Origin of the sequence: Desulfarculus baarsii DSM 2075 (assembly GCF_000143965.1) — a bacterium.
GTDB lineage: Bacteria > Desulfobacterota > Desulfarculia > Desulfarculales > Desulfarculaceae > Desulfarculus > Desulfarculus baarsii.
In genome coordinates this window covers 1885430-1902619 of the sequence record NC_014365.1, presented here as the reverse complement: position 1 = coordinate 1902619, position 17190 = coordinate 1885430, and the positions used below count along the sequence as shown (strand labels likewise).

General features: G+C 64.4%; 9 protein-coding genes and 2 CRISPR repeat arrays (1 of these 11 running past the window's edge). Of the genes, 4 read left to right on the top strand and 5 right to left on the bottom strand.

Annotated elements, in window-relative coordinates:
* A CRISPR array of direct repeats spans window positions 1-323; the repeat unit is 37 nt; unit sequence CTATTGAGGGATGCCGCTAGAGGAAGCGGATTGAAAC (it extends 144 nt beyond the left edge of the window).
* Window positions 324-499: 176 nt separating this feature from the next.
* Genes DEBA_RS08455 through DEBA_RS08440 form a run of 4 tightly spaced genes read left to right on the top strand, consistent with a single transcriptional unit; the run spans window position 500 to window position 7387 of the window.
* A complete protein-coding gene (locus DEBA_RS08455; RefSeq protein ID WP_013258511.1) occupies window positions 500-2155 on the top strand; it encodes a hypothetical protein in 1656 nt (551 codons plus the stop codon).
* Complete coding sequence (locus DEBA_RS18375; protein WP_013258510.1) at window positions 2148-4010, top strand: RAMP superfamily CRISPR-associated protein; 1863 nt, start codon at window positions 2148-2150, stop codon at window positions 4008-4010. Before DEBA_RS08455 ends, DEBA_RS18375 begins: the two co-directional genes overlap by 8 nt.
* The gene (locus tag DEBA_RS08445) at window positions 4003-5412 is read left to right on the top strand and encodes an RAMP superfamily CRISPR-associated protein (protein WP_013258509.1); all 1410 of its coding nucleotides are present in this window, start codon (window positions 4003-4005) and stop codon (window positions 5410-5412) included. Before DEBA_RS18375 ends, DEBA_RS08445 begins: the two co-directional genes overlap by 8 nt.
* Window positions 5399-7387 (top strand): TIGR03986 family type III CRISPR-associated RAMP protein, encoded by a 1989-nt coding sequence (locus tag DEBA_RS08440; protein WP_013258508.1) that lies wholly within the window; start codon window positions 5399-5401, stop codon window positions 7385-7387. The genes DEBA_RS08445 and DEBA_RS08440 overlap by 14 nt, the downstream gene beginning before the upstream one ends.
* A gap of 224 nt (window positions 7388-7611) precedes the next feature.
* Window positions 7612-8146: direct repeats of the CRISPR family, unit length 37 nt; unit sequence CTATTGAGGGATGCCGCTAGAGGAAGCGGATTGAAAC.
* A gap of 79 nt (window positions 8147-8225) precedes the next feature.
* On the opposite strand, the gene DEBA_RS08435 is transcribed toward DEBA_RS08440, so the two are convergent.
* From DEBA_RS08435 to DEBA_RS08410, 5 genes are all read right to left on the bottom strand, one after another.
* The gene (locus DEBA_RS08435; RefSeq protein WP_148227823.1) at window positions 8226-11153 is read right to left on the bottom strand and encodes a hypothetical protein; all 2928 of its coding nucleotides are present in this window, start codon (window positions 11151-11153) and stop codon (window positions 8226-8228) included.
* A 290-nt stretch (window positions 11154-11443) separates the two neighbouring features.
* The gene (locus DEBA_RS17715) at window positions 11444-13015 is read right to left on the bottom strand and encodes an ATP-binding cassette domain-containing protein (protein WP_013258506.1); all 1572 of its coding nucleotides are present in this window, start codon (window positions 13013-13015) and stop codon (window positions 11444-11446) included.
* On the bottom strand, window positions 13012-13956 hold the full coding sequence (locus tag DEBA_RS08420; RefSeq protein ID WP_013258505.1) for an ABC transporter substrate-binding protein: 945 nt from the start codon (window positions 13954-13956) through the stop codon (window positions 13012-13014). Before DEBA_RS08420 ends, DEBA_RS17715 begins: the two co-directional genes overlap by 4 nt.
* Entirely contained in the window at window positions 13953-14990 is a 1038-nt protein-coding gene (locus tag DEBA_RS08415) for a class I SAM-dependent methyltransferase (protein ID WP_013258504.1), read from the bottom strand. Before DEBA_RS08415 ends, DEBA_RS08420 begins: the two co-directional genes overlap by 4 nt.
* 3 nt (window positions 14991-14993) lie before the next feature.
* Entirely contained in the window at window positions 14994-17048 is a 2055-nt protein-coding gene (locus DEBA_RS08410) for a TonB-dependent receptor (RefSeq protein ID WP_013258503.1), read from the bottom strand.
* Window positions 17049-17190 lie beyond the last annotated feature (142 nt).

Sequence of the window (17190 nt, the reverse complement as noted above, 5' to 3'; positions counted from 1 at the left end):
TATTGAGGGATGCCGCTAGAGGAAGCGGATTGAAACCCCAATCAAGACGTTGTGAGGATTTTCCACCCCACACTATTGAGGGATGCCGCTAGAGGAAGCGGATTGAAACTCACGTAGAACTGCACATAGGGCTTGTTGCTGTCTATTGAGGGATGCCGCTAGAGGAAGCGGATTGAAACTCGGGAAATTTCCTGAAGGAAACAAGGAGTTAACTATTGAGGGATGCCGCTAGAGGAAGCGGATTGAAACCAAAGCAAGGCGTCTCTGCTCGCACCTCTAGGATTTACTATTGAGGGATGCCGCTAGAGGAAGCGGATTGACTTTTTGCTTGCGCCAGCCTGGCCTTGCAGCGCATGCTAACGTCTAGTCTTGTCCGGCCTTTGGCCGGGCGACGCGCCCGCGGCCAGCCACGCCCGATCATCGCCCGGACCGCCAGCGGCCGGCTCTTGGTCGGGGCCTCGGCCCCGCTCAAGTCTTTCGACGCCAACAAGGGGGGGCCATGGCTCGGCTTTGGCTGCGCATCGAGGGCCAAAATTTCCAAAACACCATCGACGACACCGACGACTTGAGCACCCTGCGGGGCGGCAGCCGGGCCCTGCTGGAGCTGCCGGGGTTGCTTTTCCAGCACTTGGCCGCGCAAAAGCGCTACAACCTTGAACAGCTCTACACCGGCGCGTCCGAGGGCCTGGCCCTGATCACCACCGACGACGCGGCGCCCCTCGACGATTTCGTGGCCACGCTCCAGGGCGATGTCGCCGCCTATCTGCAACACCCCGGCGAGCCGCTGAATGACATACCCGTCTACCTCACCGTGTCCCACGACGTCGCCATGGTCCCCGACGACGACCGCGACCAGCCGGCCGCCCTGGCCCGGCTGAACAACCGCATCCGCCGCCAGCAATTCCAAAAGCTGACCGTGGACCCCCTGCCCCCGGCCAGCGCGTCAAGCACGGGCCGGCCTTGCCAGTGGGATCTCAAGCGCCCCGCCGCCTGCGAGGTGACCAAGCGCTCGCCCGGCGAGCCCGAGGGGGATGTCTTTCTGGTCTCGGCCTCGGTTCGCGCCCGCTTCAGATCGGGCAGGGATTTGCGGCAAAAGCTTTATGAACGGGAGCTGGGAGAGGCGGCAAAGGCGCTTGTTGGCGAAAACAATGCTCGTTTTGCCAACAGCTTCGCCGAGATCGTGGCCAACCCCCCGCCGGGGCTGCCCAAAAAGATCGCCAACAAAATGGCCCTGCTCTACATGGACGGCAACAAGTTCGGCAAGATCAGGGCCAAGCTGGGCGTGGAGGCCTTCAGCGGCCCCGTGCTGGCGGCCCGAAAAAGCCTGCTGTCCGGCATCGTGGAATACATGGGGGCCAGCGTCTATCCCACCAATATTTCGGAAAAAACCGAATCCATCGTGCCCTTCGAGACCCTGGGCTGGGGCGGCGATGAATCATGGATGGTCTTGCCCGCCTGGGAGGCCGTGGGGCTGTTGCTGTGTTTGGAGCAAATGCTCGGCGGCGAGCAGTGGCGCTTGCCAGATGGCAACGGCGAGTCGATTCAGCTCACCTACGGCATCGGCGTGGTCTTTTGCCATTGCAAGACGCCGATCCGCGAGGTGCGCCGCCTGGCCAAGGGCTTGGCCGACCACGCCAAAAAAGTCAACCCCGACGACCCGGCCCAGCAGAAAAACGTGCTGCAATATCAAGTACTCTTGGGCATCGACCCGCCGGTCGACATGACTGGCCATCGCCAAGGCCTCTATGGGCGATCCGAGCCCGCCGCCCTTACCCTCGGCTTTGGCCCCTGCCAAACGGCCAGCGGCCCCGTCGATGGCTTCGCCGATCTGGTCAAGGCCATAAAAGAGCTGAAAGGCATGGGCAAGGGCAAGGGCATGCCCTACGGCCGGCTGCTGCGGCTGCTCGATGACGGGATCGCCCAGGGCTTGCTAACCGCCGGCGACGCCAGCCAAACGGCCCGCACGGCATGGCTCGACAAGGCCGATGAAGAAATGGCGCGCTACGGCTGCCCCGCCCTGCGCGGTCTTTGTCATCCCCACCTGGGCTATGCCGACGCTCATCCCCTGATGCCCCTGATCAACCTGACGCAGCTTTGGGAATATGTCGAACCGGCCCCCAAGGCCGACGCGGCCGGGGAGGCCGGCATTGGCTAAACAGCGCCACGAATATCGGATTTGCCTGCGCCTGGAAAGCCCCTTCGCCAGCCAGGGCCTGAACGTCGCCTTCCTGGGCGTCGACACCCACCTGGCCCGCGACCACGCGGGCAAATTGATCATTCCCGGCGCATTGCTCCGGGGCGTGTTGCGCCATACGCTGCTGGAAATGGCCGGTCGCATGCAAGCCCAGCCCCGCGCCGCGCAAGACCCGCCGCCCTTGTTCGACGAAAAAAAGGTGTGTGAGTGGTTTGGCTCCGCCAGCGCCAACCCCTGGCCGCGGAGCAAAAATGGCCAAGACGAGCCAGCCAAGCCGGAGCCATCGGCCGACCGCTTCGCGCCCCAGCGGGGCCTTGCGCGCGTTGACGATTTGGTCTGCGGCGCGGACGAACCCGCCCGTCCCGGCTTTCTCACCCGCATCCAAATAAACCACCAGAGCGGCAGCGTGGAAACCGGCGCCTTGCAGGTGCTGGAGCAACCCTTCGCCCTGGGCGCGCCGGTGGACTTTCGCGGCGCGATGACTTTTTATGGCGACGACGCGGAGGCCAAGGTTTTCAGGCAGGCCACGGAAACCGCCTTGGGGTTCATCCGCGCCCTGGGCGGCGTGAAGTCGGCCGGCTTTGGTTTTTTGGCCGAAACCGCTTGTGGTGACTACGCGGAGGCCTTGACCAAAGCCGCCACGCTGGAGCTCGTGAATTCCCAACCAACTCCGGCCGCGACGCCGCCCAGCGCCGCCGGGCCCGTCGTCTTTGATCTGCGCTTCAAAGACCCATATTTGGTCGACGCCGAGTTGGTGGCCTTGAACATCTATCAGGGGCGAGAGATCGTGCCCGGTGGGGTGATCAAAGGCTGTCTGGCCCGCATGTTGGAGCTGGCCGGCGAGAGCGGCTGGCAAGGCGCTTTGCAACGCATGCGCCTCAGCCACGCCGTGCCCTTGGGCCCCACGGGCGACCGCCCGCGCTTTGAGCCGCCCCTGACCCGCTATCGCGACAAGGCCGGCCAGGAAGGCGATCTGTTTGACCACGCCAACGACTTTGACGGGCTGAGCGAAGAGGTGTGGTTCGCCGTCGACTGGAAACATGACGGCGACGGCTCTGACTATCACGTGCGCACCCGCACGGCCATGGCTCCCGGCGCCGAGATGGCCGCGGAGAGCCAGCTTTTCTCGTATCGTCTGGTCAAGCCCGAGGAAAAGGTTCTGCGCTTCACGGCGCTGTTTGCCCCGGAAGATGAACAAAACAGCACGGTGGTCAACACCATTCTGGCCACGCTTTGCTCCGGCCTGGATTTCGTCGGCAAGACCGGCGCGCGGGCCACGGTCACTTGGCGGCCGGAGGCCAGCGCCGAGCGTCAGGCCAGGCCCGGTGGCCCCGATGGCAAAACCTGGCGGGTCGTCCTCCAGACGCCGGCCGCCCTGTTCAGCCCCGAAAAATGCCGGTCGGACCAATCACCAGAGGCCAGAGCGCTATATCTGCAATATTGGCGCGACCTGCTGACGCTTTGGCCAAAGGCCGGGAAGCTCGACGAGGCGCGGTTTGATTTCTTCGCGGCCCAGGCCTGGGATGGCGGCTACCGGGCCATGCGCTACCCGTCTTCGCCGGGCCGATACCTGCCCTACATCCTCACCCAGCCCGGCTCGGTGTTCCTAATCGCCTTCGCCGACGGCGATCCGGCCCAACAGCGGGCCCTTTTCGCGCACCTGATACGCCATGGCCTACCGGTCTACCAGGCCGAGACCTGGAACGTCCCTGAGCCGTGGCGCGCCTGCCCCTATCTGCCCGAGAACGGCTATGGCGAGATCATCGCGGACTGGGAGGATGTGCTCCGCCTGCGCAAGGTTGGCGGCCATGCTTGATCAGGTCATCCTGTGCGGCCAATTGGAGGCCTTGTCCCCCCTGCACGTCGGAACCGGCGACTTCACGCCTTTGGCCCAGCTCTTTGAGAACGACTCACGGAAACTCAGCCATCTGGCGGCCGATGACCGGGGGCGTGGCGCCCTGGTGGCCACCATTGTCCGCGATCATGAAAACCGGCCCTGCCTGTCGGCCACGGCGATCAAGGGCTGCTTGCGGGCCGCCTGCCGGGCCGTTGGCTGGGATCAACTTGATATCAAACACCTTTTTGGCGAAGCGCGGGAGAGCGAGGATGTCGGCGCCATGGCCAAGGTGCTCTTGCGCCTGGCCAATATGGACGGCTTGGAGCAATACTTCCCGCCCGAGCGCACGCCCCTGCCCTATTACCGCCATGAGGCGCTCAGCTACATCCAGACCCGCATCCGGGTGGATCATGACGCCGGCGTCGCTGCCGACAAGTATCTGTTTTTTCAAGAAATGGTTCCGCAAGGGGTTCGTTTTCGGTTCAGGGCGGTTTTTCGCGGCGCCTGGGAGGAGTGCCAACAAAAATTGCTGCCGGCCTTGGCCCTGCTGGGCCGCCACCAGGGCGTCGCCCTGGGCAAGGGCTACACCTTGGGCAACGGCCGGATCAGGCTTGTGCCCGATTCGCTCCAGGCCCGGGTGGTCGGCTTTGACGCGCTGCGCTGCCTGCCAACCGTCGGCGCGAAAACAGCCGTCTGCCTGCCCGCCGACGCCTCGGCCAGCCCGGCCGTGCGCATCAGCCTTCGTTTGGCGTGCGAGGGCCCGTTCCTGGTTCTAGACCCGACCGGGGCCGACGCCGCCGCTCAAAAAGGCGCGGCCAACCAGCTTCAGCCCTTGCTGCGCCAAGATAACCAGCCGGATTTGCTGGCCTCGAGCCTGATGGGCGCGTTGCGGGCGCGCTTGGCCTGGCTGAGCCAGTTGGCAGACGAGTCGGACGGCGATGACCCCGAGCGGATTCTGAAACCAAGGCAAAGCCCGGTCGAGCTGAGCACCAGCGAGCGGCTATTTGGCGTCACCGGCTGGCGGGGCCTGGTGCGCCTGGCCAGCCTGGAGATCGAGGACGCGGGCCAAACCTGCGTCGTGCCCCGCGTGGCCCTGGACCGCTTCACCGCCGGGCCCATTGATGGCGCGCTGTTTTTCACCAACGCCCGCGTGGGCGTGAAATACAAAGTGAGGCTAGTGTTGGAAAGCCGGCGGCATACCGATGCGGCGACCAATCAAGCCCAGGTCTTCGGAGCCGGCGCGGAAACCGATGAAAAAGCGTTTCGCGCTCTTATCCACGAGCTGACCGTTGACGATCCGCTGCTCATGCTGGGACATGGAACCAACCAGGGCTTTGGCTGGTTTCAGGTGGAGGAGATCGCCCGAGATGACCGAGCCTAAAACGTCCACCGCCCCCAAGGCTAGTTATCGTTTTGTTCCGCTAAACTCCAGGGTGATCCCCGCCCCCCTGCGCCTGGATCAGATCAGCCACGCCCGCCCCTTGCCCGGCTGCTGGTCGGGCGGCATGACCGTGGAATGGCGAAACGAAACCCCCATCTGCGTGGGCGCGCCAGGCCAGGACAAGGATGATTCCGTCGACTCGCCGTTTTGCCTGCCGGGCCAGCGTTACGCCCTGCCCGGCCCCAGCCTAAAGGGCATGATCCGCGCGGTGGTGGAGATCGCCACCTTTTCCCATCTGGGGCGAATCAACGATCATCATCGCTTCGGCTATCGAGATTTCAACGATCAAGAACACTATCGCCAGCACGTAAAGCCCAATGATTTGAAAGCCGGCTGGCTGCGTTATGATCAAAAATCTGGCCAGTGGCAATTGGCCGCCGCCAAGGGCGAGCGCGGGTTCGCCATGTTGCCAATCGACCTGCTGCTTGAGGCGATTGACAAAAAAGTTAAACGTGAACCTGGGATCAACGAAGCTAAAAAGAAAAGGGATATTATCGCCAAGGCCGGCTTCGGGCCGCATGTCATTTCCTATGAGCACAAAGCAAAACATGGCTCTGGCGTGAATATTGTTTCCGCGCTTTTCGATGCTGTCGTGGACAAAAAAAATACCGGCGTAATCGTCTGCGCTGACACCAAAAAAAAGGCTGATCCAACGCCCAAAAAGGGTGATCAAAAATTCGAGGCCATTTTTCACGAGCCGGGCGAGTTCAAAGCGCTGCCGCCAGACTACATGGAGCGGTTCGCGTTTCTGCATTCCAAGATGACCAAAAGCGCCATGGAGCCGGAAGGCAACTGGAAGACATGGCTGAAGGGCATGGGCTATCCCAACCCCCTGAATGCGGGCGGCAAGACGGAAGCCCCCCAGCAGGGTTATGACTTCCCCGGCATCCCGGTTTATTATTGCGGCCAGCCGCCGGTGGACGGGCGCACCGAGGACGATGGCTTCCACATGGGCTTTTCCCGGGTCATCAAGATCCCCTACGAGTTTTCCGTGGGCCAACTGGCCCAGCGCACCCTGGGCCGGGATGGCGAAAAGTACTCCATCCCCGAACTGGGGCGGGAGCTGGACTTCGCGCGGGCCATCTTCGGCGACGTGGAGGGCTCCCTGCCCTCGGAGCGCAAAAAGGCCGCCGACGGGCCCGACCGCCTGGCCCTCAAGGGGCGGGTGGCCTTTGAGTTCGCCACGCTTGCGGAGGGCCGGAACCCCTATCTGATGCCTGTTAGCACCACTGTCATGATGGGCCCAAAGGCCTCGTTCTGGCCATTTTATCTGAGAAACGGCCAAGACCCCGGCTCATCGGCGGACTACAACGACGAAATGGCCATCCTGGCCGGCCGCAAACGCTATCCAGTTCGCTGCTTGGGGCAGCAATTGCCCAAGCCGCCCGCCGACGCCAAAGAGAAGCAAAAGACCAAGCTGCGCTTCCTGGGCGCGGGCCATGTCTTCCGGGGCCGCATTCGATTTCGCAACCTGCACGCCGCGGAGCTGGGCGCGCTGTTATGGGCGCTGAATTTTGGCGATTTTTCAGAGCCGACCAAATACTTTCACGCCATGGGCCGGGCCAAGGGTCATGGCTATGGCCGGCTGGCGGCCACGATCAGCCAGTTTCGGGCCACGGCGCACTGCCCGGCGGGCCAGGCGATCGAGGCCCGGGACATGGCGCCGTTCGTGGAGGAGTTCACCGCCTACATGGACGCGGGGCTTCGCTGGCTGGGCTATGGCTTCGGCTTTGAAAATTCCCCGGCGGTCACGGCCCTGCGCGCCCTGGCCGACCCGCAAAAGAGCAAAAATAACGACCAGCACCTGGGCGTTATGAGCATGAAAGACTTCCGAACGTTGAAAAGGATAGATCAGGCCCACGACCTGCTTTGCGACTATGTGTCGGCCGACGATTGGGCCAGGATGCGCCCCTGAGCCAAGCCGTCGGCGCGGGGGCTATTTGGCTTGTTTGCAATATATTTCGCCATTTTATGTGTTTTTTAACCGTGTGGAATTGATATGGCGCCGTATTCATTATGTTTTGCGCGCAAACGCCCAAAAAATGCGCGGAACGGCCCTGTTGGCGCGCCGAATTTGGCAAACCATGTGGAAACAGCCCCAAAAATAAATATTGCAATCGGGCGGTTGGCTGGGGTACCCTATTGAGGGATGCCGCTAGAGGAAGCGGATTGAAACCTAGACTCCACGGCCCCGGCGTTGCCATTTTTTCTATTGAGGGATGCCGCTAGAGGAAGCGGATTGAAACCAAGCCGATGCTTTCCGACTTCCTCTCTTTCTCCTCGCTATTGAGGGATGCCGCTAGAGGAAGCGGATTGAAACGTCCAGGCGTCTGTATCCTCCAAGACGCGACTCCCTATTGAGGGATGCCGCTAGAGGAAGCGGATTGAAACTGCCACTGGCCGTCTTGGCCTTTGAACGATTCCTATTGAGGGATGCCGCTAGAGGAAGCGGATTGAAACCACAGCGCGCGCGGCAACAGCAGCGTCTTGGCTATTGAGGGATGCCGCTAGAGGAAGCGGATTGAAACCCAGCGATCGCCGGCGTGGGGTGGCTCATTTGATTTCCCTATTGAGGGATGCCGCTAGAGGAAGCGGATTGAAACTCATGCCGATAGGCTGACCAGAAGAATTTGGTGGCTATTGAGGGATGCCGCTAGAGGAAGCGGATTGGCGCGGGGCAAAAAAATAAGCCGTGGCGTTTTTGCCACGGCTTTTATCATTATCGCCTGATTGTTGCTGGCGAAAAGGCGGGCCTATTTTCGGCGTTTTTTACGCCGGCCACGCCATTTATTTATCGCCAAATATAGCAGCCAACCCGGAAGCAAAGCCAACGCCGCCGCAAAGAACAGCCCAAGCAATAACGTCAGCCAGCGCAAATCGCCAGAAACGCACATCCACGGGGCGACATGGTTTTGGCCAAGCCTTGCCAGCCACCCCCAGAGATCAAAATAACCGTCCGCAGGGATGGCCAGCATGGCCACGAAAAGAACCAACGGCGCGCCCCAAAAGGCCACGGCGCGATGAAAGCTTTCGTCGCGCTGCCTGGCCACGGCCGTGTGGAAAGACTCCGCCCGCTCGATCTCGTCGGCAATCTCTTGATATTGCTGGTCCAGGCCCGCCCGCGCCGAGAGCAGATCAAACAGCTCCACGCCCTGCACCTGGCTGCTCAGCCGCCGGAACCACAGATGGTTGGTGAAATATATGATCCTGGCGCGCAGATCCTTGAATTCATGCTCGCGGATCGGCCCCACCCCATTGCCCCGCCCAGCTTCGTTGAGGCTCAGGGCCAGGGCGTGCAGGATCGACTGATAAAACATCGCCACCAAAAACATGCGGCGATACATGGTGGCCATGTGCCGCTTGTGGATGATATCGGTGGGAAACCAGCCGAAGCCCAAAAAGACCAGGCTGTGCGGCGTGCAGGCAAACAGCGAGCCGTTGGCGCGGAAACGCTCGTAAAGGCCGCGGCCCAGTTCTTCCATGGCCACGCGCGGCTCATAAAAATGGCCCTGGCCATAGGGGTCCACCGTGTTCAGGCGGGCCAAGATTTCCTCGAAACGCTCGCGCCCCCAAGGCGTCTGGGGATAGGCCCCGGCCGGAATCACGGAACTGACCACCCGCGTCCGGTCGTCGCTCAAAAGCTCCAGCTTCTCATTGAGCCAGCTCTCGGCATGGGCGTCGTTGTCGAGCCCTAGGGCTTTTTCCAGCAGCGCGCGGAACCAGGCGGTGATGCGGTGTTCATTGACCACGCCGCCGTGCAGCAACGCGCCCAAAATCCGGCCGCGCTCCACCAGGCGGATCATGGTCTGGCCGCCGCGCGCGCCGTCGGACGAGTAGGTGGAATAACATTGGCGCAGTTTGGCGTTGATGTCCAAGACCTGGGCCAGGCTGAGGGCGTCTGGCCCATCGTCGGCCAGCAGGCCGCGCCAATAGGGTTGACCGGGCGGATACTCCGCCGGCTCATTTGATATGTTTTCGCTGGCCTCATCCCGCTGGCCCACGGTTTGATCTTCTTCCGCCGTCGCCGCGTCGCCAATCACCCATTCGAGCGCCATGACCGAGTGATAAAAAAAGTGCAGGCGCACGCTGGCGATGGGCAGCAGATGAGGCTTGGGGTGGTTGGGCAGGGTCAATTGCAGGCAAAGGCCCTCGAAAAAGCGCTCCACGCTGGCGATGGACAGGCCCCGGCGCGCCATTTCGATCAGCTCTGGGATTTCCGTCCGTTGGCCCGCGAATCCGGGGGCCAAGGTTGGCTCCACGTGGGGCAGGAAATAATGCCGCTCCTCGGGGCCGATGACCACCGGGAACAAACCACTTTGGGGTTGGCTCGCGGCCTGCCGCAGACCGTCCAAGACTTTGTTTTTCAGCTCTTCATCACAAAAGCGTAGCGGCTGTAAAAAGCTGGTGCGCCATTTTCGCACCGGGCGGTTGCCGGTGAGCACGGTGTCGAGGATGTGGTTGGCCAGCGCGTTCAACGCCTCCGCTTCGGCGCCCAAGCGGTCTTCGGCCCCGAAAAAGCAGCCCGACCCGCCGCCCGCCCAGAAATCCAGCCGCGTCGAGCCCCAAGCGCTCCGCGTCTCGGGCTTGAACCACTGCTCCACCGCCCCGCCCTCGGCGTCGTCGCCGTAAAATTCCAGCAGCCGGGGCTTGTCTTCGTGGTCGTCCTCATGAAAGACAATCAGGGCCGCAAGGCGCTCGCTCAGGGAGTGACCCTGCTCGGCCCGCCAGAAATAGAGCGCGTCCAACAACACCTTGCGATATCGGATCGGCGCCTGGATCAAATACAGGGCCGGATCGGCGGCCTCGTCGCGGCCGGTGGCCAGCAGACGCAGCTTTTGCTTGCCCTGGGCGCAGGCAATATAGTTGATGGCCTGGTCCATGAGGTCGGCGGTTAGCCGATATTGGCGCTGAAAAACTTCAGGCAGGGCAAGCTCCTCGATGTCCTTGCCCTCAACCAGCCATAGGCCCAGGGCGCTTTCCCTGAGGCGGATGTCTCTGACCAGTTCCTCCATGGCCTGCCAGTCGGCGGGTTTTTGCTCGTCTTGGCCCCAGGTGGCGGGCCGCTGCTCCCAGCCCGCGCCGATCTTGGCCAAGTCCAGTTCCGCGACATCCCACAGCGAACTTTGGTGTTTGATCTTGGGCGGCGCATAGCCGCGCGGGTCGAGCCCCAAGATTTTCATGGCCTCGGCGGCCAGAAGGGGGATGTGCCCGCGGTCATTGGCGCTGATCAGCCTGGTTAATTCGGCGAAGGATAATTTGCGGCCCCCGGGCGAGGATATGTCTAGATACGCCGGCAGCGCCGCCACCCGCTGGCTGGGCTGGCGGCGCGTGTAATTGATGACTTGCTCCAGGGATGATAGCCCCGTGCGCAGATCCAAGGGGCCAGCGTCTTTGGATTGGTATAGATGATGGTCGATGACGACGACTTCCCGGCCAGAGTTCCGGATCCGCTCTTGCATCTGGGGAGAATTGATCTCCACCAGGAAAACCGTGTCGCCAAGCCCCGCGAACGTCTCGGCGTCCAGGGACGCGGCGTCTGAGCGTCCCCACGGCGTCTTGAGGTCAACGACATGGCCCAACGCCTGGCCGTGGTTGTCCGCCCCCCGCGCCAGCGCGTGGATCATGGCGGCCTCGAGGTCATTCACGCTGAGGACGAAGGTCGGCATTCTGGTCTCGGCCATGGTTCACCATCGCGGGTATGGTTGATCTTGATCCAACCAGTGCACAAACGGAGACTGCAAGACGACAATCTTGTTTAAAGACCAAGCGGCTGATCTAGTTGGTGATAGTCTGCCTTCAGACGTGACTGGAGTCAACATCGATGCGCCCCGAGGCGGCAGGGCCCGCTTTGCGCGGCGCGCGTTGCTCGCCAGCGTTCAGACTCGGCCCTGGCCAACTGGCGCTGACCAGGGCGTTTTTTTGTTGGCCGATCAGTGGTCGAGTCCGCCGAGTTGGCTTTCCAAACGCCGTTTCACAACCCGCCTTGGCCGGCCAAGCGGCGGGTGAAGCGCGCCGGCGGCGCAAGGTTCTTCAACGGCCCTGGGCCGTCGAGCACGACGACGCGGCCGGTACAGGCCGGCAGATCGGCCTGATCGTGGGTGACCATGATCGCCGCGGCCTGGCTTTCGCGCAGGCCCGATTCCAGCAGGCGCAGCATCTCGTCGCGCAGGCGCGGGTCCAGGCCCGTGAAGGGCTCGTCCAACAGCATCAGGTCGGCCCCCACGGCCAGGGCCCTGGCCAGCGAGACCCGCTGACGCATGCCGCCGGAAAGCTCGGCCGGAAAGGCGTTCTCGCGGCCGGTCAGCTCCATGAGCTCCAGGTGACGGCGGGCCATGGCCAGGGCCTGGCGGCGCTCCAGGCCCAGGGCGCGTAGCGGCAAGGCCACGTTTTCCTGGGCCGTGCACCAAGGCAAAAGGCGCGGCTCCTGAAAGGCGTAGCCCAAACGCCGGACCCTTGTGGTCAGGTGGCCGGCGTCGGGCCGCTCCAGCCCGGCTATCAGCCGCAGCAGGGTGGATTTGCCCGCCCCGCTGGGCCCCAGCACGCCCAGCGCCTCGCCCGGCTTGACGGTCAGGTCCACGCCGTCGAGCACCGTGCGGCCCTGGTAGGCCAGGCAAACGCCTTCCAGGGCGACGAGCGGCTGGGCCTGATCCAGCGCTTGGCGATTGGGTGTAGCACACGGCGGGATTTGGACCCACGGGCGATCGGCGTCGTCATGCGGCCCATTGCCGGGTGCTGGCTGATCGCCGGCGGCGTCATCCAGGCTGGCCGGCGGCCTCTGGCCCCGGCGCAGCACCCGGCGGCGCACCGGCCGCAGCACGGCCAGTTCCACCCCGGCCACCACGCACACGCAAAGCAGGGCCAAGGCGTATAAACGGGGCGTCTCCAGATTGGTGCGAGCCAGGGCCAGGGCGTAACCCAGGCCCTCGGCCGCGCCAAGGGCCTCGGCCAAAACCACCAGGCGGATGGCGCTGCCCAGGGCCATCAGGCCGCCGGCGATCAGCGGCCCGGCCATGGCCATGCCGTGGATGCGATAAAGGCGCATGGCCAGCGGAAAGTGATAAACCCGGGCCATCTCCAGTTGGCGCGCGTCCACCGCGTCCAAGCCCTCGACCACGCTGATGTAGATCAGCGGGGCGACCATCGTCGCCACGATGGCCACGACCATGGCCCCGCCCATGCCAAACCACAGCATGGCCAGCATGATCACCACCACCCCCGGCACGCTCATGAGCATCCAACGGGTGGGCGAGAGCACCCGACGCAGCGGCGGCAAGGCCCCGGCCAGCACGCCCAGGCTCAAGCCCGCCGCCAGACCCAGGCCCAGGCCCACGGTCACGCGGCCCAGGCTGACCAACAGATGATCGGCCCAGAAATCGCCCTGACTCAGCATCTGGCCCAGGGCGGTCAACGTATCCCAGGGCGAGGCGATGGCCAGGCTGGAGTAATGCGTGGCCGCCGCCTGCCACAGCGCCAGCAGCAAAACCAGGCCCAACGCCGACCAGGCCACGCCGGTCAAACGCCCGCGCCGTGGAACCTGGCTCATGGCTGGGCAGCCCACAGTTCCGGCCCAGGCAAGACCCCTCCGGTGGCGGCTGGCGAAAGCTCGTGGAGCCGCGCCAGCACGAACAGCGCAGCCCGTTGACCCTCGGGGCCGTCCAACAGGCTGATGACCGGCCGCGCGCCCGGCGTTAGTTGGGCGGCCAGGTCGGGAAACATCGCGGCGGCCAGGGCCCGCGCCTGATCATCGTGCTCTTGCACCCACGGGCAGCTTTGGCCAAAGGCCCTGGCCACGGCCTGGCCCACGGCCGGATCATTGGCGCGGGGGCCGACCAGAGCCAAGGCGGTGCTGGCCAGTTGGGGGCATTGGGGAAAGGCCAGGGCCCAGGCCTGGCGCAGATCGAGGCTTTTGTGCAGCGGCCGCTCCAGGCCGGCCTTGGCCACGGCCAGACTGGCCGCCGGCTCGCTGAGCACGGCGCCATCGGCCCGACCCATGGCCAAGAGGTTGACCGCCTCCAGGGCGCTGCCGGCCTGGCTGGTGCGCAGGCTCACGCCACTTTGGGCGGCCACGGCCCGCAGCAGCAAGGCCGGCATCTCGCCGGGGCCGAAAGGCAAGACGATCGGCCGATCGGCCATGTCGGCCAGGCTGGCCAGGCGGGGCTTGGCGGTCACGAGCCACACCGGCGGCGACATCACCGCCAGCACCCGGCAGGGCAGGCCCCTGGCCCGCAACACGGCGGCCATGGCCGTGGTGATGAGCACCCCGTCGACCTGGCCGCCGGCGATCATCGCCCGCAGTTGATCCGGGCCGCGCCAGGGCCGGAACTCCACGGCCAGATCCAGCCCCGGCAAGCGACCCTGGCTGGCCATGGCCATCAACGGCAGGCTCTCCACCACCGGCGGGCCGCTCAGACGCAGAGGTTCGGCCGCGCCGACCGGCGAGGCCGCCAGCAGGCACAGCACCACCAAGTAGATCAGGCGTTTCATTGCTCCTCCGCGCGGGCCTTGCGGGCCACGTCCAGCCACACCAGGCCCATGGGCCCATCGATGGGCCGACTGGTCACTCTGGCGAAACCGGCCCGGCGCATGTTTTCGGCCAAAAAACCGTGGTCAAACGAGACGTCCTGGCCCTCCAGGGCCAGGCACAGCCGGGCCAGGACGTGCAGGGACGGGGCCGTGCGGGCCTCGGTCAGGCCCTCGTGCAGGCAGATGAACACCCCGCCGGGATTGAGGGCGGCCAAAAGCTTTTGCATGAAGGCGTCCATGTCCTTGGCGTAATAGAGGGTGTGGCTGGCCCAGATCAGATCGTAACCTTGGCCCAGGTCGACCTGGTTGTAGTCGCCGGCGATAAACGCCAGGCGGCCCTCCAGGTTGCGGGCGGCGGCGTGCTCGCGGGCCACCTCCGCCAGCGGCGGCAGGTCGCAGAGCGCCCCGCGCAGATCCGGTCGACGTTCCAGCAGGGCCATGATCACCAGGCCCGGCCCGCCGCCCAGGTCCAGGGCGCGCTTCATGGCCGGAAACTCGGGCAGGGCCTCGACCAGCTCCACGGCCAGCGGGGCCAGGTAGGCCCGCTGATAATTGGCCAGATGACCGGCCGAGGCCCGCCAGCGCTCCGGGGAGCTCAGGCGTTGCGCCCCGTGGACCTCGGGCGGGCCGCTACGGACCAACTCGGCCAGCTTGTCCAGGTGGCGATGCTGCATCTGCTTGAGATTAATCAGCATATCACCAAGATAGGTGTCGCGCTGGCGGCGCAGATACATCTCGCCAAGGGCCGTGTTGGCGTAGCGGCCGTCTTGCTTGACGGCCAGGCCCATGGCCGTCATGGCGTCCAGAAGCAGGCCCAGATTGACCCGATGGGCCCCCAGCATTCGGGCCAAGGCGTCGAGGTCGCCGGTCTGGGCCAGCAACTCCGGCAGATCCAGTTCGATGGCCGCCTCGGCCAGGGCCAGGAGCACCGGGCCCTGCAACCACTGGGCCAGGGGGCCGAAACTCTGGGCGTCGTCGTTGATTTCGCACGGCATTTGCTAGAACCTCCAGCCCAGGCTGACCCCGTAGGTGCGGGGCGCGCCGTCTTCGATGAGGGTGTAACCCGAGGCGTCGGTGACCTTTTTGTTGGCGTAGTCGGCGTCAAAGAGGTTTTTGCACCACAGGGAGACGTTGTAGTGGGCGGCCTCGTAGCCCAGGCGCAGGCCCACCAGTTGGTAGCCGTTGTCGGAGAGGGTGTTTTCGGCGTCGAAATATTGCTTGCCCGCGCCAAAGAGATCGGCCCTGGCGAACAGGCCCGAGGCGTGGTGATAATCAGCGGCCAGGTTGTAGGTCAACTCGGGGGCCCAGGGCAGTTGCTTGCCCTGATAATCGTAGGTGACGCCGCCGCTGGTGGTGGTCCAGTCGTCGACCTCGGTGGCGGCGTAGCCCAGGCCGGCCGAGAGGGTCAGGCCCTGGATGGGCCGGGCGGCCAGCTCGATCTCGCCGCCGCTGGAGTGGGCCTCGGCGGCGTTGGTGAAGCTCCAGGCCCCGATGCCGCCGCCGGGGGCCTCCTCGCGCACCTGCTTGTCGCGGATCTGGGTGTAAAACAGGGCGACGTTGGCCGTCAGCCTGTCGTCGAGCCAGGACGTCTTGAGGCCCAGTTCGTAGTTGACGGTGTGCTCGGGCTGATAGGTGAAGGTGTCTAGGCAGTTGGACGAGAAGTAATTGTAGCCGCCGGCCAAAAAGCCGGTGGAGATGGTGGCGTAGGCCATGACGCCGGCGCGAAGATCGTAGGCCAGGGTGGCCATGGGCAAGATCTCCACGTCGTCGAGATCTTTTTCGTAGGAGCGGTCCAGGCTAATGGTGCGATAGCGCTGCTGGCCCGAGGTCCGCCAGGCCTCGGCGCGCAGGCCGGCGCTCAGGCGCAGGCCCTCGATGATGGCGTAGGTGGCCTGGCCAAAGGCGGCGTAGTTTTCCAGGGTCGAGTCGGTTTTGAGCTTGCTGGACATCGCCGCCACGGCCCTGGTCCAGTCCATGCTCACGTCCAGTTCGTCGCGCTTGCCATAGACGCCGGCCAGCCAGGAAAGGGGCCCGGCCGCCTTGGAGCTAAGGCGCAACTCCTGGCTCCACGAAGACTGGTCCAGGTCCATGTTGGAGCGGGCCACGGGCAGGGAGGTGCGGTCGGCGTCCATCTCGAAATCGTAGGCATAGTCGCGGTGGGCGGTGATCGAAAGCAGATCGGCCCAGCGTCCGGCGTATTTGACGCGCAGCGACTGACCCAGCGCGTCCTCGTGGGCCACGTCGGCGGCGTTGGAGCGCACCTCGAAGGCCTCGGTGCGGTTGGGCCCGTCCAGATAACGCATAATGCCCAGGCCCAGGTTCTGGCGGCTGCCGTCAACGGCCAGTGAGACGTCCCAGTCCGGGCCGGGCGTCAGGCGCAGCACGCCCCGCGCGCCGGTCAGCTCCTCCTTGGAGGCCCGGTCGTCGTGCTTGTAGAGGTTTTCCACGTAGCCGTCGCTGCTGGCGCGCAACAGTGACGCGCCGAAAAAGACCTTGTCGGCGTAGACCGGGCCGGAGGCCTGGCCCACCATGCGCAGGGTGTCATAATCGCCGTAATCGAGCTGGGCCTTGGCCTTGACCTGGGGGCCGGGCTGGTTGAGCGTCACGTTGACCACGCCCGCCTCGCTGTTGGCCCCGTAGAGCGCGCCCTGGGGCCCGCGCAAGACCTCCAGCCGCTCGACGTCCAGAAAATCCAGGTTCTGCATGTAGGTCAGCGGATAGGCCACGTCATCGACGTAGAGCCCGGCCGGGCTGAACAGCGACGTGTCGATGGTCGACAGGCCGCGAATGACCACGGTGTTGCCCGAAAGGGCCGTTTTCATATAGGCGTTGGGCGTCAGTTGCAGGGCCTCGCCCAAGGTCCAGGCCCCTTTTTCCTCCAGGGTGGCTTCATCGACCACCGAGACGCTGCCCGCGAAATCCTGCAAGGCGCTCTCGCGCTTGCCGGCGCTGACCGTGACTTGTTCCAGAACCACGGCCGATTGGTTGTCGGCGGCCAGGCACGGGGCCGGCAACAACAACAGCCAGGCGGCGATGAAAACGGCTTTTTTCATGGCATGGCCCTTTCCAGGCGGCCGGAGCGCGAAAAAGACCAGACGGCCCCGGCCGGAGATTCGATCCAAGACGGCCCCGCCGATCCTTGGCCTGGGCGGGGCGACGCAAGACGCTTGCACCCCTAATAGCGGATTTTGTTAG

Bases quoted from the DNA above. Each gene is read 5' to 3' on its own strand.
- DEBA_RS17715 (WP_013258506.1), bottom strand. From the start codon at position 13,015: ATGAGCCAGGTTCCACGGCGCGGGCGTTTGACCGGCGTGGCCTGGTCG.
- DEBA_RS08440 (WP_013258508.1), top strand. From the start codon at position 5,399: ATGACCGAGCCTAAAACGTCCACCGCCCCCAAGGCTAGTTATCGTTTT.
- DEBA_RS08455 (WP_013258511.1), top strand. From the start codon at position 500: ATGGCTCGGCTTTGGCTGCGCATCGAGGGCCAAAATTTCCAAAACACC.
- DEBA_RS08420 (WP_013258505.1), bottom strand. From the start codon at position 13,956: ATGAAACGCCTGATCTACTTGGTGGTGCTGTGCCTGCTGGCGGCCTCG.
- DEBA_RS08445 (WP_013258509.1), top strand. From the start codon at position 4,003: ATGCTTGATCAGGTCATCCTGTGCGGCCAATTGGAGGCCTTGTCCCCC.
- DEBA_RS08415 (WP_013258504.1), bottom strand. From the start codon at position 14,990: ATGCCGTGCGAAATCAACGACGACGCCCAGAGTTTCGGCCCCCTGGCC.
- DEBA_RS08435 (WP_148227823.1), bottom strand. From the start codon at position 11,153: ATGGCCGAGACCAGAATGCCGACCTTCGTCCTCAGCGTGAATGACCTC.
- DEBA_RS08410 (WP_013258503.1), bottom strand. From the start codon at position 17,048: ATGAAAAAAGCCGTTTTCATCGCCGCCTGGCTGTTGTTGTTGCCGGCC.